Source organism: Exiguobacterium sp. s143 (assembly GCF_018618895.1).
GTDB classification, from domain to species: domain Bacteria; phylum Bacillota; class Bacilli; order Exiguobacteriales; family Exiguobacteriaceae; genus Exiguobacterium_A; species Exiguobacterium_A abrahamii.
In genome coordinates this window covers 99,551-126,122 of the sequence record NZ_JACSMX010000001.1, presented here as the reverse complement: position 1 = coordinate 126,122, position 26,572 = coordinate 99,551, and the positions used below count along the sequence as shown (strand labels likewise).

30 protein-coding genes are annotated in these 26,572 nt (G+C 43.6%); 23 read left to right on the top strand and 7 right to left on the bottom strand.

The annotated features are described in order from the left end of the window. The first annotated feature begins 44 nt into the window (after window positions 1-44). From KNQ03_RS00715 to KNQ03_RS00680, 8 genes are all read left to right on the top strand, one after another. Window positions 45-899: an NmrA family NAD(P)-binding protein gene (locus tag KNQ03_RS00715; RefSeq protein WP_050677785.1), complete on the top strand. Its 855-nt coding sequence runs from the start codon at window positions 45-47 to the stop codon at window positions 897-899. Between the two features lie 234 nt (window positions 900-1,133). Then, complete coding sequence (locus tag KNQ03_RS00710; protein WP_251140219.1) at window positions 1,134-1,559, top strand: hypothetical protein; 426 nt, start codon at window positions 1,134-1,136, stop codon at window positions 1,557-1,559. A 31-nt stretch (window positions 1,560-1,590) separates the two neighbouring features. Further along, window positions 1,591-1,872 carry a hypothetical protein gene (locus tag KNQ03_RS00705; RefSeq protein WP_214723014.1) on the top strand — a complete coding sequence of 94 codons (282 nt, stop codon included), beginning with the start codon at window positions 1,591-1,593 and terminating at the stop codon, window positions 1,870-1,872. Between the two features lie 18 nt (window positions 1,873-1,890). Further along, window positions 1,891-2,229 carry a hypothetical protein gene (locus KNQ03_RS00700; protein ID WP_214723012.1) on the top strand — a complete coding sequence of 113 codons (339 nt, stop codon included), beginning with the start codon at window positions 1,891-1,893 and terminating at the stop codon, window positions 2,227-2,229. 37 nt (window positions 2,230-2,266) lie between these two features. Then, window positions 2,267-3,442, top strand: a complete 1,176-nt coding sequence (locus KNQ03_RS00695; protein WP_214723010.1) for a hypothetical protein — start codon at window positions 2,267-2,269, stop codon at window positions 3,440-3,442. Window positions 3,443-3,678: 236 nt separating this feature from the next. After that, window positions 3,679-5,946, top strand: a complete 2,268-nt coding sequence (locus tag KNQ03_RS00690) for a putative bifunctional diguanylate cyclase/phosphodiesterase (RefSeq protein WP_149427253.1) — start codon at window positions 3,679-3,681, stop codon at window positions 5,944-5,946. A 210-nt stretch (window positions 5,947-6,156) separates the two neighbouring features. Beyond that, window positions 6,157-8,043 carry a DUF4084 domain-containing protein gene (locus KNQ03_RS00685; protein ID WP_149427252.1) on the top strand — a complete coding sequence of 629 codons (1,887 nt, stop codon included), beginning with the start codon at window positions 6,157-6,159 and terminating at the stop codon, window positions 8,041-8,043. 682 nt (window positions 8,044-8,725) lie between these two features. Next, window positions 8,726-8,944, top strand: coding sequence for a hypothetical protein (locus tag KNQ03_RS00680; RefSeq protein WP_193748182.1), 219 nt, complete (start codon window positions 8,726-8,728; stop codon window positions 8,942-8,944). Between the two features lie 99 nt (window positions 8,945-9,043). Here KNQ03_RS00680 and KNQ03_RS00675 read toward each other — a convergent pair whose 3' ends face one another. After that, window positions 9,044-9,760 (bottom strand): GntR family transcriptional regulator, encoded by a 717-nt coding sequence (locus KNQ03_RS00675; protein ID WP_058713528.1) that lies wholly within the window; start codon window positions 9,758-9,760, stop codon window positions 9,044-9,046. 174 nt (window positions 9,761-9,934) lie between these two features. Between KNQ03_RS00675 and KNQ03_RS00670 the strand changes: the two genes are divergently transcribed. The 5 genes from KNQ03_RS00670 to chbG are packed head-to-tail and all read left to right on the top strand — an operon-like array spanning window position 9,935 to window position 13,886. Beyond that, the gene (locus KNQ03_RS00670; protein WP_214723008.1) at window positions 9,935-11,257 is read left to right on the top strand and encodes a 6-phospho-beta-glucosidase; all 1,323 of its coding nucleotides are present in this window, start codon (window positions 9,935-9,937) and stop codon (window positions 11,255-11,257) included. After that, window positions 11,254-12,573, top strand: coding sequence for a PTS cellobiose transporter subunit IIC (gene celB, locus KNQ03_RS00665; RefSeq protein ID WP_214723006.1), 1,320 nt, complete (start codon window positions 11,254-11,256; stop codon window positions 12,571-12,573). Before KNQ03_RS00670 ends, celB begins: the two co-directional genes overlap by 4 nt. 29 nt (window positions 12,574-12,602) lie before the next feature. Then, complete coding sequence (locus tag KNQ03_RS00660) at window positions 12,603-12,902, top strand: PTS sugar transporter subunit IIA (RefSeq protein ID WP_214724268.1); 300 nt, start codon at window positions 12,603-12,605, stop codon at window positions 12,900-12,902. After that, window positions 12,899-13,201 carry a PTS sugar transporter subunit IIB gene (locus tag KNQ03_RS00655; protein ID WP_047390543.1) on the top strand — a complete coding sequence of 101 codons (303 nt, stop codon included), beginning with the start codon at window positions 12,899-12,901 and terminating at the stop codon, window positions 13,199-13,201. The genes KNQ03_RS00660 and KNQ03_RS00655 overlap by 4 nt, the downstream gene beginning before the upstream one ends. Beyond that, on the top strand, window positions 13,194-13,886 hold the full coding sequence (gene chbG / locus KNQ03_RS00650; RefSeq protein WP_214723004.1) for a chitin disaccharide deacetylase: 693 nt from the start codon (window positions 13,194-13,196) through the stop codon (window positions 13,884-13,886). Before KNQ03_RS00655 ends, chbG begins: the two co-directional genes overlap by 8 nt. A gap of 145 nt (window positions 13,887-14,031) precedes the next feature. On the opposite strand, the gene KNQ03_RS00645 is transcribed toward chbG, so the two are convergent. Then, on the bottom strand, window positions 14,032-14,907 hold the full coding sequence (locus KNQ03_RS00645; RefSeq protein WP_214723002.1) for a MerR family transcriptional regulator: 876 nt from the start codon (window positions 14,905-14,907) through the stop codon (window positions 14,032-14,034). 109 nt (window positions 14,908-15,016) lie between these two features. On the opposite strand from KNQ03_RS00645, the gene KNQ03_RS00640 reads away from it, so the two are divergent. Further along, entirely contained in the window at window positions 15,017-16,075 is a 1,059-nt protein-coding gene (locus KNQ03_RS00640; protein WP_214723000.1) for a serine hydrolase domain-containing protein, read from the top strand. A 404-nt stretch (window positions 16,076-16,479) separates the two neighbouring features. Next, entirely contained in the window at window positions 16,480-16,791 is a 312-nt protein-coding gene (locus KNQ03_RS00635) for a hypothetical protein (RefSeq protein ID WP_214722998.1), read from the top strand. Between the two features lie 381 nt (window positions 16,792-17,172). On the opposite strand, the gene KNQ03_RS00630 is transcribed toward KNQ03_RS00635, so the two are convergent. Together KNQ03_RS00630 and KNQ03_RS00625 are read right to left on the bottom strand one after the other, a co-directional pair. Beyond that, window positions 17,173-17,925 carry a collagenase gene (locus tag KNQ03_RS00630; RefSeq protein WP_251140218.1) on the bottom strand — a complete coding sequence of 251 codons (753 nt, stop codon included), beginning with the start codon at window positions 17,923-17,925 and terminating at the stop codon, window positions 17,173-17,175. A 93-nt stretch (window positions 17,926-18,018) separates the two neighbouring features. Further along, on the bottom strand, window positions 18,019-18,936 hold the full coding sequence (locus KNQ03_RS00625; protein WP_214722995.1) for an NAD(P)-dependent alcohol dehydrogenase: 918 nt from the start codon (window positions 18,934-18,936) through the stop codon (window positions 18,019-18,021). Window positions 18,937-19,125: 189 nt separating this feature from the next. Here KNQ03_RS00625 and KNQ03_RS00620 point away from each other — a divergent pair, with 189 nt between their 5' ends. From KNQ03_RS00620 to KNQ03_RS00600, 5 genes are all read left to right on the top strand, one after another. After that, the gene (locus tag KNQ03_RS00620; protein WP_214722993.1) at window positions 19,126-19,425 is read left to right on the top strand and encodes a hypothetical protein; all 300 of its coding nucleotides are present in this window, start codon (window positions 19,126-19,128) and stop codon (window positions 19,423-19,425) included. A 16-nt stretch (window positions 19,426-19,441) separates the two neighbouring features. Beyond that, the gene (locus KNQ03_RS00615; protein WP_214722991.1) at window positions 19,442-19,642 is read left to right on the top strand and encodes a hypothetical protein; all 201 of its coding nucleotides are present in this window, start codon (window positions 19,442-19,444) and stop codon (window positions 19,640-19,642) included. 25 nt (window positions 19,643-19,667) lie between these two features. Further along, a complete protein-coding gene (locus tag KNQ03_RS00610) occupies window positions 19,668-20,066 on the top strand; it encodes a hypothetical protein (RefSeq protein WP_214722989.1) in 399 nt (132 codons plus the stop codon). 49 nt (window positions 20,067-20,115) lie between these two features. After that, the gene (locus KNQ03_RS00605) at window positions 20,116-20,349 is read left to right on the top strand and encodes a hypothetical protein (protein ID WP_214722987.1); all 234 of its coding nucleotides are present in this window, start codon (window positions 20,116-20,118) and stop codon (window positions 20,347-20,349) included. A gap of 109 nt (window positions 20,350-20,458) precedes the next feature. Next, on the top strand, window positions 20,459-20,761 hold the full coding sequence (locus KNQ03_RS00600; RefSeq protein WP_023468098.1) for a hypothetical protein: 303 nt from the start codon (window positions 20,459-20,461) through the stop codon (window positions 20,759-20,761). A gap of 58 nt (window positions 20,762-20,819) precedes the next feature. Here the strand turns inward: KNQ03_RS00600 and KNQ03_RS00595 are convergent, their stop codons facing one another. Next, window positions 20,820-21,437: a hypothetical protein gene (locus KNQ03_RS00595; RefSeq protein WP_214722985.1), complete on the bottom strand. Its 618-nt coding sequence runs from the start codon at window positions 21,435-21,437 to the stop codon at window positions 20,820-20,822. Window positions 21,438-21,506: 69 nt separating this feature from the next. Further along, window positions 21,507-21,836 carry a winged helix-turn-helix transcriptional regulator gene (locus KNQ03_RS00590; RefSeq protein WP_023468096.1) on the bottom strand — a complete coding sequence of 110 codons (330 nt, stop codon included), beginning with the start codon at window positions 21,834-21,836 and terminating at the stop codon, window positions 21,507-21,509. 311 nt (window positions 21,837-22,147) lie between these two features. Here KNQ03_RS00590 and KNQ03_RS00585 point away from each other — a divergent pair, with 311 nt between their 5' ends. The 3 genes from KNQ03_RS00585 (at window position 22,148) to KNQ03_RS00575 (ending at window position 25,446) form a co-directional block, all read left to right on the top strand. Continuing rightward, window positions 22,148-23,350 (top strand): MFS transporter, encoded by a 1,203-nt coding sequence (locus tag KNQ03_RS00585; RefSeq protein WP_052169465.1) that lies wholly within the window; start codon window positions 22,148-22,150, stop codon window positions 23,348-23,350. Window positions 23,351-23,361: 11 nt separating this feature from the next. Further along, window positions 23,362-24,312 carry a TIGR03571 family LLM class oxidoreductase gene (locus KNQ03_RS00580; RefSeq protein ID WP_214722983.1) on the top strand — a complete coding sequence of 317 codons (951 nt, stop codon included), beginning with the start codon at window positions 23,362-23,364 and terminating at the stop codon, window positions 24,310-24,312. A 228-nt stretch (window positions 24,313-24,540) separates the two neighbouring features. Continuing rightward, entirely contained in the window at window positions 24,541-25,446 is a 906-nt protein-coding gene (locus tag KNQ03_RS00575; protein WP_035397719.1) for a TerC family protein, read from the top strand. A gap of 56 nt (window positions 25,447-25,502) precedes the next feature. Here the strand turns inward: KNQ03_RS00575 and KNQ03_RS00570 are convergent, their stop codons facing one another. Then, the gene (locus KNQ03_RS00570) at window positions 25,503-25,982 is read right to left on the bottom strand and encodes a DUF4825 domain-containing protein (RefSeq protein ID WP_214722981.1); all 480 of its coding nucleotides are present in this window, start codon (window positions 25,980-25,982) and stop codon (window positions 25,503-25,505) included. Between the last annotated feature and the right edge of the window lie 590 nt (window positions 25,983-26,572).

The window sequence follows — 26,572 nt, the reverse complement described above, 5'->3', positions numbered from 1 at the left end:
CATCAAACAGCAGTTCAGTCAAGTGTACAGGAAGGACGTTACACATGACGATTTTAGTAACAGGATTCACAGGAAACGTCGGACTAGCCGTCGGTCATGCAATGATGAAGCGACATATTCCCTTTCATGCGGCTGTCATCGACCCAGCAGCTGCTTCAGAGAAATTCGGCAATGCTTTTCACTATCGTCACCTGGACTACGCCGATATCTCAACGTTTTCACAAGCGTTAAAAGGCGTCGATCAACTCTTTTTGATGTATCCGTCCCAAGTATCAACACGACAGTTCCATCTCTTTCTGCGCTATTTGCGCTTCACCTCAGTCCGGCACATTGTTTATCTCTCGTTCAAGGATGTTCCAGTCTTTCCGCTGACACCTCACCATACGATCGAAAAGATCATTCAAGAGACCGGTATCCCGTTTACGATCATCCGTCCCGGATACTACATGCAAAATTTGAATCTCTTCATGCGTGATGACATCCGTTTTCACGAGCAGATCGTTACGCCCGCTGGTCTTGGGAAGACAAGCATGATCGACATCCGGGATATCGCGACGTTCGTCATCCATTGCCTCGAACATCCTGCCCCCCATTTCAATCGTGTCTATACGTTGCATGGCGAGGAAGTTTTCGGTTTCCATGAGATCGCAAGTCTGATGACGCTACTCTTAGGAAAGACGATTCGTTACACGAACCCTTCGATTCCATTCTTCCAAATGAAGATGGTCCAAAAAGGATATCCGAAAAGCTACGTCAATGAAGTCATCATGTTACACCTCCCGATTAGTCTCGGACTCACGAAACGAACGAACCGTCAATTCCGCGAAGTGACTGGCACCGAGCCGATTCCCCTAAGTCAATATATTCTCGATTATCAAGCCCACTGGGAGAAGCATTGATTCCTCCATTCTTCGTAAAAGGAAAATGACTTCCTCAAAACCTAGTCGTCTCAAAGAGACACGTGTGCCTCATTCATAATCCCTTCATCCATTTGAAGGGATTTGATAGTTTATTGTGGAAAATGATTCTATACAAGGATTCTTCTCCACGATATATGACTTGATTGATTTTAATTTCCGATTTAACACTATTATTTATTCAATAAAGGAGGAGCTGGTATCCTTAAATTCATTTTGATTGGCTCACTACTTGCCGTGATTGCTTTTTTTATCTATTTTGAGCCATTTCGGATCGAACCCTATGACTCAAACGTCGAAGTAAACGGTAAAGCGATCCCAACTGTCCAAGGTTCTTATTGCTGGTCCAGTTTGTTCAGTGCTCAATGTGCGGACATGATCTATGTGGATGCTTTACACATGACTGAAAAAAGTAAACCCGTCATCGTCTCACCCTCTGACAAAATTCATCTCTCGTTTGATCGTAAACCCGATTCGCTCGAAGTCGTACGCTGGGATTCGAAAACGAAAAGTGAACAGGTTTCATTAAAAAACGACATTCTTAACGCACCTTCTTCTCAAGGTACGTATACCTATGAGGTCGTTGCCGGATGGAACGAACATGGTGACGGTCTATCCGCCTTTTTGATTCAAGTCCGATGAACCCCCCCACTCAAACGGGAGATGAATAATAATGCGTACAGGTTTTCGACTCTGGCTACCCTTGCTCTCACTTGTTGTCTGTCTGTTCAATGCCTTCAGCTACGACGACAAAAATATCTTGTTGTTTCTGACGAGCCCTGTCTTCTGGCTTCTTGAATCACGATCCTTTCTTGGAACATGGCTAGATTCCTTCCATGTCCCACTTTTTCTGATCAACATCCTGACCTTGATCAGTTGGTTCTTGATCGGCTTACTGATTGATGTCATTCTTTCTGTTTTGTTTAGAAGATCGTCTAGACGCATCCATGATTAACTGAGGAGGAAAATACATATGGGTCCAACCAATGACATGTGGGTGTGGGTATTATTCTATGCTTTCTTTTTCATCACACTTATCAGTGCAATCTTCGTCGCGATCAAGCATCCAGCCTTGAGAAAAGCATCGATTCGAGCGGTGGTAGCGTTGCTTTTCCTGTATGCACTATTCATTTGGAACTCTTTGTACCGTCTTGACATTACAGAGTTCAGACATTTTTACGAAGGATTGACGACACTGCGACCGTGGGCATGGATGTGTGTCTTCTTGTTCGCCTACACATTAAAGTGGTGGTATCTCGTGTTTCTTTACACCCGTCGTCCGAGTACCTCTTCACATGAGGTACAGCAATGAACTACATTTCCGAAAACCTTTAAAGGAGCTATCCGATATGAAATTACATCGATCCGCATCCGTCTTTTATCTTTCGACCATCGTTTGGACGACAGCGGGTTGTACCATGATGGAAGAACAAGCAACACCGCGTGTAGCACAAAAAAATGTCTTGTCACCTGAACAAGTGAACACTTTCTTGAAGAAAGCAACGACCGACTCCAATAACCAACAAGTAATCGAATTAGAAAAGCAAACGGAGCGCGTCACGTTAGGTCAAACGAAAACGTACGACCTCTCTTCATTACTGAGCAAACACCGTGTCTCGATTGATCCGCAGTATTTCTATCAAAACCAGATCTTCTACTTTGACCTACAAGAAAATAAGAGTGTCATCTATACATACGATACGAAACGACAGCACAACAAAATCGTCCATGCGACGAAGAATGCAATCCCGATGATGACGGGTACAGGTGCGTTTTTACTATGGGTCGAAACAGAACAGCAGACAAAAACCGGAGTCAAATGGTCGATTCGTCAATTGAACATTACGACGAATCAGGTGACGACGCTGGATACTGGAGAAAGTCGCTTCGATACATCTCCTCCGAGAATCGATGTCACGTCAACTCGTGCGTCCTGGATCACGCAAGAAGCGACTGCACAAAAAACGGTTTCCACGTTAAAGTCGTATTCGTTAAAAACCGGAAAGATCACACCACTCCAGTCCTTTATCTTAAAAACAGAAAAGGCACGAGACGGTCTATTCACATACGAGCACCGCGATAGCGATGACGGGGTGACCTTGTACACGTCTCACTTTAACAACGGAAAGAACATCCGTGTGCTTGAGACTCTGGATGGTGCCTACAAAAAAGAGATATCCGGATTGATTGATTTCAGTCGCAGCGGTACCTATCTCGCTTTTGGAACAGAAGGCGACGCCATGTTCCAACCCATCGGACTAGACCAAAAGACGCTGAACTATTCCGCTTCCAGTGCCCAGACGACGATCGACGGCATTCAGTTCCTCTCAAATACACAAGTCGTCTTCCGCGAAGGCATCCATCAGTTGATGTATGCGGACTTAAAAGCGAAGACGGTCACTCCTTTGACGGACTTCGAAGAGTTGGTATCCCTTCCTCTATATCATGATGAGGTACTAGCGTATAGCATCACGAATGGAACGAAAACGACGTATCATGTTTTACACTTGAAAGCTTCAAATTAAAAGGACATGACGATAAAAAGCTTTTAGGTCATTTACACCACGATACTTTACGAACTAAAAATAAGCCTAGATCTACTCAATTGAGAGATCTAGGCTTATTTTAGTTCGATGACGTAGATGACGTAATAGTAGCGATTTTTTTAAATCCAAATGACATCAGAACATTACGTTAAATATAAATCCAATATATCCGATACTTATTTGAAAGCTATTTAAATATAAGGGAGGCTAAATCTTTGCGTACAACTATAAGTTATCCCTTCCTTCTGTCCATCGGAATTGGTTTATTGTTTTGGTATGGGAACCATTTTTTTGAAGGATCTGAATGGATGCGATTGGTTCTATTAAACACGGTCCAGTTGTTCGTCGGTATTTTAAGTACGAGTTGGATCATAAAAAGTTATCTCAAGAATGAATCCGCTAGACGTTTTTGGATGTTTTTAGGTCTTGGAACGAGTTTTTCTGCCCTTGGCACACTTGTTTGGATCATCTTACTTGTTACGAATCATGTCATAAATACACCGGACTTATCATCTTTAACTTGGGTCTGCTCTTACTTTTTTTACTTTGCTGCCCTGTTAAATCAACTTATGAATCAAACGAGAAAATTTTCAAACTCGGCATTCTTCTTTAATACAATGATTTATATGATAGCCGCGACTTCAATTAGTTATCATTACCTGCTTTATCCGCTTTATCAGATTAATCAGCAGTCTTTGTGGTACATCGCCCACACGTTTCTTTTCCAAATTGCCGATTTAGGAATTCTTTTTTTTATCATCACGCTTTATTATTTAATTCTATTCAACAAACGAAATGCATATTTGACTTATCTCATCATCGGTTTATTTTTACAAGTCATCGGAGATATCACTTTTGCACAATTTACAATTAAGAATAGCTATATATCAGGTGGCAGTGTCGATTTGATTTGGACTATCGCATTACTATTTATCGGTTACACCGCTCGATATCATGAAAAAGAGCCTAGACAAGGAAATATGATTGATCCATTTGCTCTTAATGTCTCAACTAAAAAAGAATTTATCTTTCCTTATTCGAGCATCTTGATCCTCTCCATCCTAATGATGCAAAGTTATGCCTGGAATTTAAATGCCTTAAGTACAGGATGGATCATGATTTTTTTTCTTATCATCATTAGACAAGCTTTTACTGTCATGAAAAATAGTGAATTATTAGCTGAATTAAACCAAATCGCATATATCGATCCATTAACGAGCTTAGGTAATCGTGCATCATTTTTACAAGACACCAAAAATAGCCTCAAAGATGAACACGCACCGCTTGCCTTCATATTGCTTCAAGTAGAACGAGTGCGGATGTACACAGATATTTTCGGGCATCATGTTGGAGAACAGATCATGAAAGAAGTATCTTTCCGCTTAAAACATGTACTGAAAGAGAATTTTAAAATGTATCGGTACAGTGAAGATGAGTTTATGATTGTGCTTCTGAAAACAGAGAGATCTAATATCACTGTTGTGAATGAAAAGATACTTATTCATCTTGCAGCTCCTATCCGTTTGAAGGAGCTAGAATTGAATATTGTAGCGCATGGTGGTGTCAGTGTATTTCCTGACCAAAGTTTGACGATCGAAGAAATACAGGCTCATACAGCTGAAGCTCTTTATCAAGCTAAACAGAATGGAAATTACGCATTTGTTTCCTATGGAACTGAACTTCAATCCAACTTAGTACGAAAGCTTGAAATTGAATCTTATTTACGAAATGCGATACGTGAGCATCAATTGAGCGTCTACTATCAACCTAAAGTCAATCTTCGTTCTGGGAGAATCGTTGGTATGGAAGCATTGCTCCGTTGGCATCATCCAAAGTTAGGGTGGATTTCACCAGCTGAGTTCATCCCAATCGCTGAAGAAGCAGGTCTGATCAATGAAATCGGAGAGTGGGTCCTATTCACTGCGACTTACCAAAGTAAACAACTTCAGCTTTTAGGATTCGAACCCTTACTTCTATCGGTCAACGTTTCTGTTCTTCAATTTCAGAGTCCAAACTTCTGCCGGCGTGTCATCGAGATTCTCGAGGAGACATCTCTTGACTCGCAGTGGCTCGAACTTGAGATTACAGAGAGCATTGTTCAAAACATCAAAGAGAGCGTTTCGATTTTGCAATGTTTGAAGACCTCGCAGATTAAAACATCCATCGATGACTTTGGAACAGGGTATTCGTCCTTAAATGTACTCGAGCAACTTCCGATTGATACATTGAAAATCGATAAGTCATTTATCGATCGCCTGCTTTCTAATCAAAAATCGCCTATGGTCAAGACGATCATCGAGCTCGGCTTGAATCTTAATTTAACCGTCGTAGCGGAAGGAATCGAAACGATTGAACAAAAAGAGGTTCTTACTTCTTACGGATGTACGATCGGTCAAGGTTACTTATTCTCTCGTCCAATCGATTTTGACGCATTTGTTACATTGCTTCAAACACAAGATGTTTTGAAGACCACATCTCTCTAAAAATTTTAAAGTGCATGCCGTAGATGACGTTTGATCATTTATGTCATGCACTTTATGATGGCGACTTATTTTTCTATCTTGATCTTAAGGAATAATTTTAAGATGCTCTGCTGATAAACCAGTATAGACCTGTTTTATAAACAAATTCTTTTCAAAAAATAAGCTCATTGTATACTAAGTGAATATGATAAGAAGGAGTATAAGAATAGCATGTTTAAACAACCTAAAAGCTTTATCCTCATCATTCTACTTTATGCTTTAGGCTATTATGGATGGATTGTCACTTTTTCTGATTCTCAATTTCTTGAAGCACTAGGGGGAAATATTTTTTCAATTGCAGGATTGTTGATCGCCCTTCTCTACTTGAGGATTGCTATCAAATGGGCTGATTCAAATGATCGTAAGTTCTGGTTACTTATCACTTTCGGCACCTTTTGTTATTTAATCGCCGAATTGATTTGGTTTTTCACAGAAAATATTTTTCACAAAAACGTGGCGTTTCCAGGATGGCCAGACGTGTTTTACATTCTACAAGTTATCTTCCTGCTTTACGCTCTGATTTACAAAATTTTGAAGGATGCAGCTATACAGCAACGCATTTCATTTTTATTCGATGTCATGATTATTTTAGTCGTTGCGAGTACCTTCTCTTGGCACTTTTTAATCGAGCCTATTTTGGATACGAGTGCGGCAACCATGAATGCTCTCATTGTCTCCCTAATCTACCCTTTAGGAGACTTGGGCATGTTAGTCGCCGCTTCCTTTTTATTCTTTAACCTTACGAGTAAGGATAAAAGTTTATCTATGTATCTCATTATCGCAGCCGTCACGATACAAGCAATCGCTGACTCTGTTTACTTGTATTTGATTGCTCAAGACACATACATCTCAGGTAGTTTAATTGATCCTCTGTTCATCATAGCAATGATCGTTTTAGCTTTTTCAGGTCTTCAACATCAGCCAAATACTATAAGTACAACGTTAACGACTCATCACGAAAAGTTAAATATTTTTCAAATGCTCACGCCTTATGGGGGAGTCTTGATTCTGTTCGTCTTCATGGGATTTCACTCGCGTAGTTTCGATATCGTGACAGTAGGTTCAGGACTTTCCATTTTACTCGTCATTACCCGGCAAGTCTTAATTATTATCGAGAATCATAAATTAGTCCGTCGCTACTACGATCAAGCACAAACGCTTGAATTAAGTGAAGAACGGTATAAATCCTTGTTCGAATATCATCCAGATCCAGTGTACTCAACTGACCTTAAAGGTCAATTTGATAGTGCGAATACTGCCTGTAGCGATCTTCTCGGCGTCTCTAAGACCGACTTGATGGGTCAAAATAGCCTTCGCTATGTCAAAGATACACATCGAATGACGGTCGCAGAAGAACTAAAGGAAGTATTTAAAGGTATGCCCCGAAGTTATGAGACCGTTGTTGAAAATGCATTCGGTTCCAGTATGTATATGAACATCACCAATGTTCCAATCATCGTCCAAAACGAAATTGTTGGAATCTTCGGTATCGGTAAGGATGTGACTGAAATAAAGCGAAATGAACAACGTATTCAATACCTTGCCTATCATGATGCGTTGACAGGATTATTCAATCGCCTTGCGTTCGAAGAACGCCTGTTAAAGCTCATTAAAAGTGATTCTTTTCATCCTCCATCAAATGTGTCTTTATTTTTCATGGACTTAAATCAATTCAAAGCAGTCAACGATACTCTGGGACACGATGTCGGTGACCAATTATTGAAAGCGGTCGCTAGAAGACTACAATCATTCGATGCGGATTTTGACATGATGGCACGGCAAGGCGGTGATGAATTTACATTACTTTTAAAGAATGTTAAATCATACGAACAACTTCATCGTATGGCAAATCAGTTGTTGAGCACGTTACAAGCACCTTATGAGATTGCCAATCATATGATTTCTTGTCCGCCAAGCATCGGTATCTCCTGCTATCCGACGGATGCCTCGAGTATGCTCGAGATGCTACAGCACGCGGATCTCGCCATGTATCGCGCAAAAGACATTCCCTCAGGAAGCTACGTTCTTTATAATGAACTTCAACATATGCCGAGTTAAAAAAACTTATTTGTCTTGGATATAGACTCTTTAGAATATGAAACCAGCACCTGATTATTTATCAGATGCTGGTTTTTATTAATTGATATTATATTTAATAAAAATAGTGGTTCGCTAATTCATCTTAAAATGTAAGAAGAATACAGTTATGAATGTAAACATTCGTCAATTGTCTCATCAGGAAAATCCTCCGATGAATTTTTTGCTAGTGGCAGAACCCTCATATAAGATAGTCAAACGTCTAGATTTCGAATAATCGGTGTCGATACGAACTACTTCTTGAGGCACTACAAAAAGGAAATCATTGAAAACGGAATCCGGTGCACGGATATGATCCGATTATCTCAAAACCTATGAAAATTCAGCATCCTTTTTTGAAAAGCATGATCTTATCGTTTGTACCAGAATCCATCTATAAAACTCCATTCAAACTCTTTGAACAATCATGATTGATGCCTTGATAAACGATTCACCTCAAATAATATTGCAAAAAATGTATTCATACCCCATAATATGAACATACGTTCTTATTATAGGGAGGTTCATCATGCAGCACCTTCAAAAAGAAATGACTCATCCGGTATCGTTACCCACTATGAATCCGCTTATTTGTCTCTCCATCGATTCATCCATTATTCTTCACAATGATACTTCCGTTACTATGACTTATAAAATGGACGTCATGTTATTCATCGCTTTACGGGAAAGATTATCCTTAAAACTGCTTCCTCCCCATCATTCCGGTGGCATTACAGAACTTGTCTACATAGAAGAAGTCGACTTCGAGAGTCGACAGTTGACGCTATTTCATGTGAACGATTCGTCATTGTCCTATCATCGCTACGTCGAAAACGATTACTTACTCTCCGAACAGCCTCAACTATTACTTAGCATAATGTGAGTTGAAACAAAATGATGACGTCAAAAAAGGTTGAATCCATTTCGATGTGTGAAGGGATTCAACCTTTTTTCGTGCTTCTCGGCAACAATGCTATTCCATTTAACGATACGAACGTTCAATCACAAAGTTTGTCTTATCCCCACGGAAGTAGGATCGTGAATACTCAATGATCTGACCTTCCTGATCCTCTGTCACCGTCTCGATATAAAAACACGGCGCATTGACCGGACATTTCAGATGACTACTGATGGCTTCATCCGCTAAGACGATTTCGAGTGACTCCGTCGTTTTCGCCACTTGGATATCGAAGACCTTCGATAGCGTATCAAACAACGAATGTTCTGCTTGTTCCTTCGTAATTCCTGGAGCAATCGACCACGGGATGAATGAGATCTCATATTGTGTCGGTTCACCGTCGGCATGACGAATCCGTTCAATCTTCTGGATGGGCGCTTGCTCTTCTACAGGAAAGACTTCCGTTAGGACGTCGGTCGCAGAGACGACAGACAATTGAATCAACGACACCTCGCCCCGCTTTCCTTGCACCGCTAACTGAGCGGCATAATTGTTTGGTGTATGCGACAAGGTCTGCCGAACTTTTTTACCGGCGACGAACGTCCCACGCCCTTGCTGTCGAATCAGATACCCTTCAAGCGTCAACTGGTTCAATGCACCTCGAACGGTCGTCCGACTGACATCGAACTCTTCACAAAGTACATACTCCGTCGGGAATTTTTTCCCTTCTTCGTAATAGCCTCTCTTGATTCGCGACAGTAACTCTTCCTTGATTGCCGTCTGTAACGTCGATTGCGACATACCCCCACCTCTTCCTCTAATCCTTTGTGCCTTTATTGTGATACAGACATCATACAAATGCAAATACAAATCATAATTTGTTTTATTTGTATTTTTATATTGCTCTAAGTTGTATTATTTGTTACATTTGTTACAACAAAAAAGAAATCGCTTTCATAAGGAGGAATTCACAACATGCCACTCAAGGTCGTCATCATCGGTGGAGGCTCCAGCTATACACCGGAAATCATCGAAGGATTCATTCTGCGTCATCACTCCTTTCCGGTCGATGAGGTCGTGCTCGTCGATATCGAAGACGGAAAAGAGAAGCTTGAAGTCGTTGGTCAACTCGCTCAACGCATGATTGACAAGTCTAACGTGAAGATTACGCTTCGTTGGACGCTCGATCGAAAAGAAGCGCTCCGAGGAGCCGACTTCGTCTCGACGCAAATCCGAGTCGGTGGTCTTGCGGCACGTGCGCTTGATGAGCGCATCCCACTGAAGCACGGCTTCATCGGACAAGAAACGAATGGGGCTGGCGGTATGTTCAAGGCGTTTCGGACGATTCCTGTCTTACTCGAGCTAGCTGACGAGATGGCGGAACTTTGCCCCAACGCCTGGCTAATCAATTTCACCAATCCTGCAGGAATCGTGACCGAAGCACTATTGAAACATTCCAAGCATCAGAAGGTGATCGGAGTCTGTAACATCCCGTTCAACATGCGGAACTCCGTTGCTGAAATCCTGCACGACTCCGTCGAGTACGTCTCGATCGAATTCATCGGATTGAATCACTTCATCTTCGGTCGACAAGTCTTGGTGAATGGTGTGGACCGGACGGCAGACGTTCTTGCTGCATTGCGTCAAGGGAATGACTACTCACCAGCGAATATCGTCGGACTCGGCTGGTCGGAGTCGTTCCTGAATTCAATTAAAATGTTGCCGAACCCGTACCATCAGTATTATTTCCAAACGCGTGACGTGCTCGCAAAAGATCTACAGGCTTACGAAAAGAACGGGACACGCGCTGAAGTCGTCCAAGAAGTCGAGCGCCGACTGTTCGAGCAATACCGAGACATATCGCTCGATGTAAAACCGAAGGAGCTTGAGCAACGCGGTGGAGCCTACTACTCGGATGCAGCGTGTAACTTAATGGACTCGCTCTATAACGACCGTGGTGATATCCAAACCGTCAATACGCTGAATCAAGGAACGATCCGTGACTTACCGGAAGATGCGGTCATCGAGGTCAACGCCGTCATCACAAAAGCAGGACCGCGACCTCTGTCGATCGGTAGCTTACCACTCTCCGTCCGTGGACTGATCACGAACTTAAAGACATTCGAGCAACTGACGATTCAAGCCGCCATCTCCGGGAAGTATGAGGATGCTTATCTCGCTGCCCTGATGAACCCATTGATCCAAGACGAAAAACGGATCGACGCTTTACTTGAAGAGCTGTTTCGCGCGCATCACCCGTACTTACCCCAATTCCAACTTAAGGAGGTTCTCTCATGAACAAGTTCATTGAAATCGCCGGACGGATCGGTTCCCAGCGCCATCTCGTCGCCATCCGTGACGGGTTCGTCTCCGTCATGCCGCTCATCATCGTCGGTTCGCTCGCGATCCTGATCAATAACTTCCCTGCCATCCAGCTCGGCAGCTGGTCGCTCGACTTCGTCGGCTCGATGAATAACGCTTTTGGTGAAGGCAGTTGGCAACGGCTCGGTGGCAACATCTGGAATGCCTCCTTCGCGATCCTCGGCTTACTAGTCGCTTTCTCGATTGCCTATAACTTGGCACGGTCCTACGATATCGACGGTCTTGCCGCTGGTATCCTGTCAATTGCGTCTTACGTCATGCTTGTTCCAGTCACGAAGGACTGGGGACTTAGCTTCGCTTGGCTCGGCGCACAAGGCTTATTCGTCGCCATCATCGTCTCGCTCCTCGTGACGGAAGCGTTCCGCCTTCTCATTCATACGAAGCTGACGATCCGGATGCCGGACGGTGTGCCCGGTGGTGTCACCCGATCGTTCCAAGCATTGATTCCTTCAATGATCATCTTGACGGTCGTTGCTGCAATCCAGTTGTTCATTCAAGTAAAACTCGAGCTCAGCATTTTCGAGGTCATCTTCAAGGCGATTCAGCAACCGCTTCAAGGCTTCGGTGATTCGCTTGCCGCTGGTCTGATCATCGCTTTGTTGAACCATGTCCTCTGGTTCTTCGGTCTACACGGCACGAACATCATCGGGTCGGTCATCGAGCCAATCTACCTGCCGCTGATCGAACAGAACTTAGCTGCATTTCAAGCTGGCGCCTCCGCCTATGACGTCCCGTATACCGTAACGAAACCGTTTCTCGATGCGTTCGTCTTCATGGGTGGCTCTGGTACGACATTGTCACTTCTACTTGCGATCTTCATCGTCATAAGGAAACAACGCAATCATCCCTATCATCAAGTCGCTAAGCTATCCGCTCCAGCTGGTCTGTTCAACATCAACGAACCGGTCATCTTCGGCATGCCGATCGTGCTCAACCCGGTCATGTTGATTCCATTCATTCTTGCACCGGTCGTCTTGACGGTCGTCTCATATGTTGCACTATCAACCGGGATGGTTCCAAAGACGGTCGCCATCGTACCATGGACGACACCACCGATCATCAGCGGGTATCTTGTCACCGGTGGCAGCATCCGCGGTGTCCTGCTTCAGGTGTTCAACTTGACGCTCGCGACACTCATTTACATCCCGTTCGTCGTAGCAGGAGCACGCGCCATGACTGCCGAAATCAATCGAAACAAAGACAGCATCCACGAAGGAGAGAAAATCAGTTGAAAACAGAATCAATCCAACAATTATCGTTCATGATCATCTTACATGCCGGAAATGCACGATCAAGTGCGTTTGAGGCGATCGCCGCTGCCAAACGCAGCGACGCTGCGCTCGTAAAAGAAAAGCTGGAAGAAGCTGAAACCTCGTTTCTTGAAGCACACAAACTTCAAACGGAACTTTTGCAAGAAGAAGCACGAGGAACGAGCAACGAGATGAGTGTCCTACTCGTCCACGCTCAAGATCATCTGATGACGGCGATGACGGTCAAGGAACTGGCGACCGAGATGATCGACATGATCACTAAAATCAATCGACTGGAGGAAGCGAAATGAATATCTTACTCGTCTGCTCAGCAGGCATGTCCACTTCAATCTTAGTAGAAAAAATGCGGACGGAAGCCGTAGCACGAGGGCTTGACGCAACGATCGAAGCAGTACCCGAATCGCGACTAAAGGAACATACGACGATGGACGTCATCTTGATCGGTCCGCAAGTCCGCTACCTCGAGAACAAAATCCGTACAGCAGTTAACGTGCCGGTTGCTGTGATTGACAACATGGCATACGGGTTGATGAAGGGCGATCAAGTGCTTGATCAAGCACTCTCGCTGACTGGCACGGCACATGCCTAAGACGCGTGTAATCGTCAATGCTGATGATTTCGGTTTGACGACGGGTATTAACCAAGGCATCATCGAGAGTCATCTTTACGGTCCCGTCAATTCGACGACGCTGATGATGAACGGACATGCGGTCGAAGAAGCTGTTCGACTTTCTCAGCAACACCCGGACCTGCATGTCGGCGTACATCTCGTGCTCTCTTGGGGAAAACCGCTCGCTTCGACAAGTCAGTCGTTAACGAAGGAGGACGGAACGTTCCGCTTCACGAGTCGCTTTTTGAAAGAAGAGCCACCGGATCCTGAAGACGTCTACCTAGAATGGAAAGCCCAGATTGAAGCTTTTCTTGCTACCGGGCTGTCGTTGCACCACTTAGACAGTCACCATCATATCCACGGCTGGTCGGCGATCGATTCCATCATCGTCGATCTCGCTAACGAATATCAAACGACGTTCCGTGCTGCGGGGAACGAGAAGCACCGGGATCTCTGGCTGACGAATCGCTTCGATGAGCGGTTTTATGGAGAGGGCGTTTCGTTTGCGACACTTGATTCAATCACACCCGGTTCATCCGTTGAGGTCATGGTGCACCCTGCCAACATGGATGCGCTACTTCGAAGCGTCACATCTTATGTGAATCAGCGACTCGTCGAGAAAGATCTTTTAACGAGATATACTCCACCGGATTGGTGGACATGAAAATAACATCCCTACTGCCTTGACGAACCGAGGAGTAGGGATGTTGTCATTTTCTTTATGAAACGTTGTAATAAGAAATTGCGATTTTTTTAGAATTAATTTTACATATATAAAATTAAAGTACAAAATGATTGTTGCTTTCACACTACGCATTATTTGGTGTAATGCGAAATTGAGTCTCAGAAAGTATATCTTCCGTATAATCAATCGCAGTTAACTGAGTGAGGTCTGTTAAGACGATATCAATTAATGGTCCCTCGACTTTATAGTTGTTTTCTTGAAGCCATTCTTGTAGAAATGAATATAATTTACGAAAACGTTCCTTCCCTGCCATACCTCTACTCACAATACAAGCATAACTACCACTAGGCAAAGTCGCATTCTGAAACGGGGATGTCATGGAAGGAAGAAGCACGCCTACCTCTAAATCGATTTCTGGAAGATGTCTTTCGAAGTGAGAAAATTCTTCATTTAGTTGGATATGATGATGCTGTAACACGAGCGATGTAACGGGTACATCCTCAAACGAATTTTCTTTGAGTAACTGTAGAAACGCGTCTTGATAGATATCAATTCCGCCTCTGTCGAAAATCTTTCGCTTCGATAGAATAGGTCGTTCATCAAAATGTTTCACTACTATTTCCCAACTATCCTTTTTCGTGATTGTTGATGAAATTAATTCCTTTTCTATAAATTCGATTCGGCGATGCACTTCCTTCTCAGTCTGAAGAAGTGCCAACCGCTTTAACTTAATTTCTTGTTTCTTCTTATCTAACAATCCAAGTTGAAGATTCACATCTCTTTCGTTTAAAAAAAGTTGAACTTCTTCAAGAGAAAAATTCATCCTGCGCAGATGCTGGACGATTTTCATATGTGTGATGTCGTGTTGTGTGTAATATCGATACTTACTATGTGAATCGATTTGACGCGAACGGATCAGACCAATCTGATCATAATATCGTAGTGTCGATGCAGGTATCCCACTTTGTTTTGCAGCCTCTCCAATTTTAAATAAACTCAAGTTATCTCTCCTTTTAAACTATATTTTATAGAAAGCTTGACCTTAAAGTTACTTGAAGGTTGATAATCAATCAGTGTCATCACAACATTGATTGAAGGAGAACTGAACTATGAAGTCAAGAAGGAAACGTACTCTTTTATTTTTATCTCTAATCGTAATTGGTAGTCTTTTCGTCCATCTTACCCGCCCGTTCGTACAAAACGAAACAGATAATGAAAATATTTCACTTCAAAGTAAAACAGATACTGAACAGTTGAAGATAAGTCTTCAACAGCAGATGAAACGCAATGAGTCGGACGCATTATATGCAATTCAGGATACCCAACAAGTGGCATCCATCGGCTCTTCGAACGAATTGTATAATGTTGCTTCTATTCGTAAAAGCATCATCAGTGCACTATTTGGGATTGCAGAGGAAAAAAGGTTAGTAGACTTGGATATGACATTGGGACAACTCTCTGTCGATGATTCCAAGCAACCCTTAACGAAACAAGAGAAGTCCGCAACAATTCGGGACTTATTACAAGCACGATCAGGTATCTACTTAAACGCATTGGGTGAATCACAACGAATGAAAGATTTACGTCCAAAACGTGAAAGTCATACTCCAGGAAGTTTTTATTACTATAACAATTGGGATTTTAACATGTTGGGTCTTATTCTTGAGAAAGAGACGAAAATGAAAATCGGAGATGCTTTTGAACAATGGATCGCCAAGCCTGTTGGCATGAAAACATTCAGCCCTTCTCATGTCACTTATGAAAAGAATGAAGAAACATCCATTCCGATGTATCGATTTTATATGTCTGCCGAAAACCTTGCCCGATTTGGTGCGCTTTATGCCCAAGATGGTAAGTGGAAAGGACGATCCGTTATTCCAATCAAGTGGGTTGAGGAGAGTACAATGGCTTACTCTAAGATTTCGGACGTCGATCGTTTTTCAGGATATGGATATCTTTGGTGGTTAGAATCAAATGCTAAAAATCCTCTGTTATGGGGAGTAGGATCAGGCGGACAGTTTTTAATCGTTGATCGGAAGAATAATTTATCTATCGCTTTATTGAATGACACTGGAACTTCGCCATTATCAACTCTCACTTATCGTTGGTTCGGACAGGAATCGACATATGCTGAGGCAAGGGCGATTCATCGACTATTAATAAAGTAGAATGTAGGAAACATGAAAAATCCCTGCTCTCTTGACAAAACGAGGAGTGGGGATGTTGTCATCTATTCCTAAAATTTTATGATGAAAATCCAGGGTTCTAATTGGAATTAATTTTACAGACATCTTACTTAATGGCATAATAATGGTAACCTTTTCATAAGGAGGAGATACTTTTGAAAAAACAGCTTGCTTTTGCCGGTTCTTTTGCGCTCTCAGCTATCACAATCGTCATCATTCTTAAATTAGTTGGAGTCGATCTTTAAAACAATCACTCACATGATGTAGATTTTTCAACTTAATGATTCAATCGCTGTTATGATGCATCGTCTTCCGATCATCAGTAACAGCTTTTCTAGGTTTAATGCTATGGAACGATCGGAAGTGATGAATTGAAAAAAGTCGGAATGAACGTTTTGGTTGCCTTACTCCTATTAGGAGGACTGCTGTTTTACTTAGACGTCCGATACGATAAACGATTCGAGCAGCACGTCAGCACAAAAGTTGAGACCTATGTCGAGAAAAAATACGGTCCAGCTCGTGTCGTCTCCCTCCACTCTGCTTATGACGACAAACATCGCGATAAGGAAAAACGCTATAAGATTGCCGTAAAAGTACAGGGGCAAGGACTTCAAAAAGAGGAATATTTCTTGTATCGTCTTCAAGATGATCACGTCGTCGAGATGGGCACGACGACCAGTTTGCCCAAGCGAAACTAAATCACGTGATGCTTTCTAATTTCATACTACATATCACGAAAGGTCAGAAGATTCTTTTTTACTCGGAATCAACTGACCTTTTCGCTTAACCTTTTTACGGCTCAGAAATACCGTAAGCTAGTAACAGCAAATAGGACATCATACAGAACATAATAAGATGGATACCAACGAATAGCCATCTAAGTACTCGATGCTTCGTTTTGTACCCTGTGTATACGCCGACTAACGGAACGATAAACAGAAGCAGGATATAGAGAGTTCCAAACCCTTTCAGACTGACTCCGCTCTTCATCAAGAAAAATAAGAAACAAAAACAGATGAATGCAGATAACGAAAGAATACTGTAACGATTCATAAGCCCTCCTCCACTACAAATACAGCTTAGCGTCTTACCGTCTGAAGATTAAAGTATGTCGAGAGCGGCACAATCCGCCCCTGTTCATGCCAGTTCCGATATGCTTCGAAAACGCGTAAGACGTCCCCGTCATATCGTTCCTCGATGAGATGGTGGATTGCGAGAAAGCTCCGCCAATAATCAAACATGATACTCGACAGACTACCGGCATAGGAGGCACTCCCAAATTGATCAATCGAGCGCGCTCCATACTCCTCCTGAAAGAGCTCGACCAGCTCTGTCTCAATTGTCGTAATTCGCTTGAATGCTTCGTCCGACAACAAATGCTTCCGGGGTAGATACTCACACATCCCCTCTTCGAACCAGATTCCGTCTTCTCTCTCATCGTCGAATTCATCAACGAACAAATCCAAGTGATGCGTCAGTTCATGACCAGCAATCGTCAAGACGTGATCTTCCGCAAGCGTTTCGTAGAATGCTCGAATATGCGGTACGTCCTTCCCATCGAGTTGAGACAAAAATAACGTTCGCCATTCTGCAACGTCTGGTGATATGTAAATCAAGTCCTTATTCGTAAATGCTGGGATCGGAATGTCCGAGAAGACGGTCGTCGCGAGTTCCGCTGACGTCCAAACGATTCCTTTCGGTACGTCGATCAGTTGATACTTCTCTTGTAAGATCGTTTGATACTCGTCTAACCGTGTTCGAAAGCGATGCGTGACCGCTTCGTATTTCTCATAGTCCGTTTTTGTCTCAAACGCATGAATCTGTTTCATCATCGCTATATCCCCCCATCCTTAAAATAGCCTATTTTATTTTAACATATATTGGATAACCATAAAAAAACCACCTGAATCAGGTGGTTCGATGAATCATTCGTTTGCTATTAACACGACGACGTTACCGAACTTTTGCCCGGTATCGACATAACGATGCGCTTCGACGATCTCATCAAGTGAATAGATATGGTCGATGACGGCTTTGAATCGTCCCGCTTCAAACAGTTCATTTAAATAGTGTAGATCTTCTTTCCGTTCTCTCGCCACACCTTGTCCCGCGACGGATGCAAAGGCGCCATTTTGTTTGACGTGCCGTTTCGCTTGCGTCTTATTGATTTTTCCGGAAGCATCGAAGACTGCATCATACTTCAGCAACAATCCATCGTAACCGTCCTTTGTATAATCGATGACGTGATCGGCACCGAGCGCTTTGACCCTTTCCGTGTTTCGTCCACTACAGACAGCCGTCACCTGCAGCCCTTTTGCTTTAGCGATTTGAACGGCAGCCGTCCCGACAGCGCCTGACGCACCGTAAATCAAGATTGTCTTCATCTGATCGATTTGAAGTTTCCGGAAGAAATGGAGCGACGTCGTACCACCGAACGGGAGACAGACGGCTTCCGTGTACGATGCGTGCTGTGGCATTTTAGCAATGCAACGTTTCTCAGACACGCACGCATATTCGGCGTATCCACCGAAGCCAAATCCCGTCAAGGCATGGACACGGTCTCCGACTTGGAACTGCTTGACGTCTTGACCGACTTCGACGACTTCACCGGCAAGAACAACGCCAAGGATTGGTTGTCGCGGTCGCTTGAAGCCGACAGCCAGACGCATTGGAAGTTTCCCTAACAGTGGGACATCGAGCGAACGCATGCGACGATCTCCGGAATGGACGGCAGATGCATGTACTTTAATCAGTAGATCGTTTGATTTTGGAACCGGACGAGGTACCTCTGTGATGTGCAAGACGTCCGGGAATCCGTAGCGGGTACAGATGGCTGCCTTCATCGTAATGCCTCCTCATATCGAGATGATGGTATTCCCTTAATCATACGCCGATTTCAATCTGAATTCCTGTTATTTTGGAGTAAGAAAGATTTTTTTGTTTTACATCAATCGATGTCTCAACTGGTAAAATTTATATAATCATACGATTTCATCTAACCCTATTAACAGACGAAAGCAGGTGCTTGGTTCATGCCGACACGTCGGTGGCTTTTTGCTTTTATCCTATTCCTTTGTATACTGCTTAGTGCCTGTACACACGAGAACGATGCACGTATCGTCGAGAAAATTACAGGGGATACGTTATTCGTTGCTCCGAGCGAACAAAAACCGGACGAACAGTATGCATTGACAGAGATTCGCGTCACAAGTGACACGATCGTGTATGGCAAAACGGATAACACGTCTGCCATTCAGACGGGTGACACGATTCAAGTGACGTTTGCAAAGGACTCGATTGTCGCGACCGAGATCCGTCGAACGAAAAACTAAGAAAGAGGGGTTCTCCATGATAGTCCAAGTACTTCGCCATCTACGCAATATTTTCATGATTACCACTGCGATTTTTGGTTCATCCTATTTTTTTCAAAAGAACATCGGCAGTGATCTCGTTGGTTTCCTGTTCATCGGAATCATAGGTGCGATTGGTTTTTGTATTACCCTCGGACTACTCTGGTATCTCAAACGAAAAGAATCGCACGGTTTTTAATAAGTTTGTCAAAGGAGACACAATCATGATGGCACGTACGAAAAAATCACACCTTATTCAGTTGAAAGTACTCTTCGCGCTTCTGATCACGCTTTCGATGATTGGTGCTATTTTCGCACCTCATTCTGTCGATGCAGTGACTAAGGAGTATACATCTTACAAAAAGCTAAAACTCGGCATGACCGCGACAGACGTCGCAAAGTCACTTTACGGAAAATCGTTTAAGAAATACATAAAAAAAGAACATGGCGTCACGACACTCAATCACAGTGTAGTATTGAGTGAGATTAAAGACGACTATGCTTTATACGCTTTCTCATTTTATCCGTACGATGAAAAAAACGATCATTGGTCTTTACAGCGCATGCATCTGATCTTCAAAACGATACAAAAAGGTCACACGTTATATCTTGCGCACCCCTAAAACGCCTTCGAAAAAACGACTCTTGCCAGGAAAGAAATTTAAACCAGGCATGACGATAGCTGAATTCGATCATATTCTTTCTGGTAAGGGGCTAGGTGTCATGACGGCTCACCGCACAGAAGATTACTCTAAGATTGGAAAAGCTTTTGATGACAGTACAGTCGTGTATCCAGAAAAACAGACATCGCTCTTTTACTCGTATCGGAATCCAACGGGTGATGATTGGATGATCGTTGAATTTAAATATGATTTCGATCAAAAAAAATATATCGCTCAAAAATAACGAGTATTCATCTTCAGATGAATATTTTTTTACTTTTAATTGAAATTGATTGAATCTTTTTACAGTAATATTCGTAAAAATCTGTATACACGAAAGGAGATCGACACACATGTATGATTTGTTATTGGCCGTTGGTATTTGTCTCGTTGGATATTGGTTCTACTATGTCTTCTTACTCGGATTCAAAAAAGGAAATATCGTCATGACGTTTAACGAGCGGTTCATCCATCATGAAGACCATATTCAAGCTGTTAAGCGAAGATTAAAGGATGACGGTCGCCACTTCGAGTATCTTGGAGATCGAAAATTCATCGTCGATGGAAAACCGTACCTGTTCATGGAACGGACGGTTCCAGGGGACTTTGGTCCTCTGCAACAGACGATTTTAAAAGGTCAACGTAAAGCGTTCTAACCAAAGCACCGCTCCTTCTGTCGACGACAGAGGGAGCGGTGCTCGTTTCATTCAAATGTTATTCAGGTGTATGTACATCTAATTCATCCATGACGCGTCGAATCGCGGGCAATGAATGCTCTAAATCAATCCAGGTTTTAAAATAATACTCGAAAAAGACACCTTGGTTCCGCATCCGTTCTAATGTATTAATCGGATCTCCTTCGGTGACCCAATCTAGGTTCTCAAAATTTGTATAACTATCCGTACACGATACGTCCTCCTCGAGAATGCCTGACTCTAAATAATCATTCGAACAGGTCTCATTTTGTACATCGATTTGTCGATAAAAATCACGAATTCCTTCCTTTGGACGATTGATATGGTAGGACTCACCCGTTTGATAACTCTCCTGGTAATACCATTCCCACAAGATGACCCATTTCCAGACCAACCCATCGATTAGATAATGGCCGATTGCCCGGTCCATTCGGCAAAAGTTAAACCGAAACGTCCGTTCACCAAAGTTTGTCTTCAAATCCAAGACGACTTTGATGTCGCTAGTTTCCGGTGGATGACCGAAAAATAAGATGCCATGCTCGAATCCTTGTGCAAACTCCTCTATTGACTGGCGTCTGCCGGCTTTATCCTCAAAACTAACGGTAATCGAATCAAATTGAACGATTGGTTGTTCCATCTGTCTACCCCTATTCTGTATATGATGTACTCAAAAAAGTGAGCCTCGAGCGAGACTCACTTTTGTTCGTCATGACGAGACGACTTCTCCACCCGTCAAATCGATATGTCCTTCTCCCCATGCGCACATCGCGTCAAGAATCGGCTTCAGCGACCAGCCGTACTCGGATAACGAATAGACGACTTTCGGTGGGACTTGTTCAAAGACCGTCCGGATGATGACGCCGTCTTCTTCTAACTCGCGCAATTGTTGCGTCAGCATTTTTTGAGTGATTGTCGGCATCAGCTTGCGGAGCTCACTCGTCCGACGCTCGCCTTTGATCAAATGACACATGATGACGACCTTCCACTTTCCACCGATGACTTCAAGTGTTGCTTCGACCGGGATATTGTATGGCATATATGTTCCATCCTTTCGTGATTCAATTAAAGGTATAGGTACTTTTTAGTGCCTATCGTACTTGAAAGTGCGTACTTCCCAAGCAGATTAGCTGGCTATATGATAGCAATTGTCAACGGAAAGTACAACCTCCTTTTAGACCTTGCATCTAAATGAAGGAGTAGGGTACTTTTTAGTGCTTATCGCACTTTAAAGTACGTACTTCCCGAAAGGAAACACCCCGGTTATGCTGGGGTCATGTCAATCGGATCATGTTCGGTCGGGCCCACTGAACACGATCCCTACTGAAATCATTTTTAGGAGGAATCCCCATGAATCAATTAAACTCACGGATCCAGGAGGAACAGGTCCCAAGAAACGGCGGACTTGCCCTACTTGCCTTAGCAATCAGCGCCTTTGGGATCGGTACGACGGAATTCGTTCCCGTCGGACTGCTCGCAGCGATCGCTGGTGATTTAAATATCGGCATCACACTCGCTGGTCTCATCATCTCTGGTTACGCGATCGGTGTCGCTGTCGGTGCTCCGATTTTGACAGCACTAACGAACCGAATGAATCGGAAAACGTTACTGATGGCATTGATGGTCGTCTTCATTGCTGGTAACCTCGTTTCCGCGATTTCACCGACGTTTGAATTGTTGATCGTCGCCCGTTTCATCACTGCCTTCTCGCACGGCGTCTTCTTCTCGATTGGTGCGACGATTGCCGTCCAGCTCGTACCGGAGCATAAAAAAGCGAGTGCCATCGCCTTGATGTTCACAGGTCTGACAGTCGCAACGGTCACAGGTGTTCCACTTGGGACATTCATCGGTCAATCATTCGGCTGGCGCGCGACGTTCTTCGCGGTTGCTGCACTCGGCATCATCGCGATCATCGCAAGCTTCTTCTTGATTCCAAAAGACTTGAAACAATCACCACCTGCTAAGTTCTCCGACATGTTCAAATTGTTGACGAACGGACGCTTGATGCTTGGCTTCTTGATCACTGCCCTCGGTTACGGTGGAACGTTCGTCGCCTTTACGTACTTGACACCAATCATGCAGGACGTCACGAAAATCAGTCCGAGCTTGATCAGTATCATTCTGCTCGTCTACGGAATCGCGGTTGCGATTGGGAACACGGTCGGTGGAAAACTCGCGAACGGTAATCCGATTAAAGCGTTGTTCTATATGTTCATCATCCATGCCATCGTCATGATCGCCCTCTCGTTCATGATTCCGTTCAAGGTCGCCGGTATCATCGGTATCATCTTAATGGGACTCCTTGCGTTCATGAACGTCCCTGGACTCCAGCTCTATATCGTTCAGTTGGCTGAAAAATATGTCCCAGCAGCAGTCGATGTTGCGTCTGCCTTGAATATCGCAGCCTTCAATATTGGGATCGCACTCGGAGCAACGATTGGTGGTCTCGTCACCGATACGATCGGTCTCGTCCACACACCATGGGTCGGCGGGATCATGGTCATTCTTGCCGTCATCTTGACTGGTGTCTCGCGTCGTCTCGAACATCAATAAGGAGGACTACTATGTTGAACGATCATGCAAGTTATCAGCGGATGTACCGGGAGGGCGAGCTCACGCTCGGTCTCCACGTCCCGCTCGAGAATTTCAAGATGCGAACGCCGACGCTTGCCAATCAAGTCGAGCTCGCACAAAAAGCAGAGAACTATGGTTTTACGACACTCTGGTTACGCGACGTCTTATTGAAGGATCCTTATTTTCTTGATCCGGCTGTCGGACAGATTCATGACATGCTGATATACGGGACGCATCTCCTTAGTCAGACGAAACAGATTGCTCTCGGAACGTCAGCACTCGTCTTGCCGCTCCGTCATCCGTTACGCTCTGCGAAAGAAGTCGCGACGATTAATGCGCTGTTCCCGGAACGCCTGATTCTCGGTGTTTCGTCCGGTGACCGGCAAGCCGACTTCCATGGACTCGGTGTCGATCACCCAAGTCGTGGTGCTCAGTTCAAGGAATCACTGCAAGTGATGGAACAAGCTTTATATGAAGATTATCCGCAAATTGATTCGACGTATGGAGAAGTCCGTGGTGCGACACTCGTGCCACGACCAAAGAAAAAAATCCCGACGATGATCACGGGTTTCGCACAGCAGGATATGGACTGGCTCGCAAAAAACGGTGACGGCTGGATGTATTATCCGCAAGGACCGTTCGAACAAGCACGTGCCATCGAACAATGGCGTGCTGCCAGTCAAGCAGCCGGTAACACAACGTTCCGCCCGTTTTCGATGCCGATGCATCTTGATTTATCCGCGGATCCGAACGAGGAAGCGACACCGATTCGACTCGGTTTTCGGATCGGGCGCAATCGACTGATCGAGTTGCTAGAATTGTACCGCGAGCTTGGCGTCAATCATTTGTTCTTCGCCCTATTCGACGGTGAGCGATCAGCGGAAGACGTCATCGATGAACTCGGAACGTACGTCGTGCCGCACTTTCCTCCCTTATCATGATGCCTTAAAAATCACTTTATAATTAAAAGTCACATGCATGAAACCCAGTACCTTTTCGGAACTGGGTTTCATGTCGTTTCATTGCACATCACGTCGAATACATTCGTCCACTTTCGGGGATTGTTTTTTAACCAATTGCACATTCCAAACATTTTTCGCTTTACTTTTGAGTTCTCATGACCTTATAATAAATTCAAGATAACAATTACCTTAAAGGAGGAAGCGCTGTTGACACTACTCATTGCTTTTCTAGCCATCGTTTTCATCATGCTCGCCCTTGACCTTGGAGTCTTCCATCGTAAGGCACATGAAGTTTCGCTTCGGGAGGCCTGGACGTGGACGTTCGTCTGGATCGCGATTGCCGTCGCCTTCGGTGGCTGGCTCTACTTCGATCAAGGAAGTTCCGCTGCAATCGAATATACGAGCGTTTATTTCATCGAGAAGGCTCTCGCGATCGATAACGTATTCGTCTTCTCGCTCGTCTTCGCATACTTCGCGATTCCATTGAAGTATCAGCACAAAGTCTTATTCTGGGGTATTCTTGGTGCAATCTTCTTCCGCGTCATCTTCATCGTCGCTGGTGTTTCGTTGCTTGAGAACTTCGCTTGGGTCTACTACATCTTCGGAGCGTTCCTCGTCTACACTGGTTGGATGATGTACAAAAACATCGGTCAAGAGACGTCGCTCGAAGAGAACAAAACGATTCGTTGGTTAGAGAAACGTTTACCGATCACGCAAGACATCTCGTCTGGTAAGTTCGCGAAACGGATTGATGGGAAGTTGTTCTTCACGCCACTCTTGATCGCGCTCGTCTTCATCGAGATCTCGGATATCGTCTTCGCCGTCGACTCGGTCGCAGCAAGCTTCGCGTACTCGCGTGACCCGTTCATCATCTTCTATGCGAACATCATGGCGATCCTTGGACTCCGTAGTCTCTACTTCGTCCTCGCGAACTTGATTGATCGTTTCTACTACTTGAAACACGGTCTTAGCTTCATGCTCGTCTTCATCGGAGCGAAGATGATCTTCAGTGACGTCTACAAAATGCCAATCTGGATGTCACTCGGTACGATCGTCCTCGTGATCCTGATCAGCGTCTTCTACAGCTTCTACAAGACGAAGCCAGGGAAATAATCAATAGTATAAAAAAGTGGAAGTGATGAAAATTCATCTACTTCCACTTTTTCTTTTCAATTCAGTATTTCTTTTACTTTCAGTTCATCTTCGATAAAAGGCTTCGTAAACGCCTTTAACGCTTTTTCATTATCGTACGTCGTAAAGTCATTCCCGTACCAATCGCGCAGCTGTTGTTTCGTAAAGTGATACGAAGCATCCTCGATCGTCATGTTGACGTGGTCGACATTCGGAATCAAAGTGAATAGCGCTGTTGCATTGTAGATTGCCGTACGATTACTTTTTTGTTCGACCTGTCCTTCTTCATATCCAGCATAACGTAACGTGAGTTGATACGGTTTATCCTTCGTCGAAAGTTCCATCTTCTTCAACTGATCACCATGAGGTAGCTGTTGGACGATTTCTCGTACGCTACTATTGTCGCCGAGATATGTACCTTGTTGATTAAACAAATCGGTTTGTGTTGCGGTGGTTCCGCAACCACCGAGTATTAGCATACCGCCCGCTAAGACGATTGCGCCAACTGTCTTTTTCATATTTATTTCCCCTAATACGTTGACTCGTTCTCATCCTAATAAACGAAACAAATAAAGAAAAGTTTCAAAATAAAGGAAATCAACGCTTTAGTGAACTCGATGATCTTGGTTTTAAGTAGAATAGGCTGTACAAAGTACCTACACCTACAGCAATTAAAAGCTAAATAAAATTAAAACGAGTGAACCCTTCAAAAGCGTAACCTTTTATCTTTTGAGCTAAAGTTACTTCCGGAATCCAATCGATCGTATATCCGATGCTGAAGGATAAAATCAAACTGAGGAATAATTACGTGATGACAACACTAAGAATACATCTTTTGATAATCATGATATTTTCCATCTCAATTATAATGGAATAAAATAGCTATTCGTTCATATAATGAGTAACTCATTTAAAAAATATAGAAAACAACAAGTCATTTCCCTATATATTGTTAATTACTATGTTACTCTATTACTATTCGAAAGTTCGAAAATAATGTTATACCTATTCACGGAGGTTTTTGATGTTACAAATGTCTAACTTACTCATTCTGCTCTTTTTATTCATCTTCCTAACATGCGGAATCGCTTTTGCTTTATTCTGGATC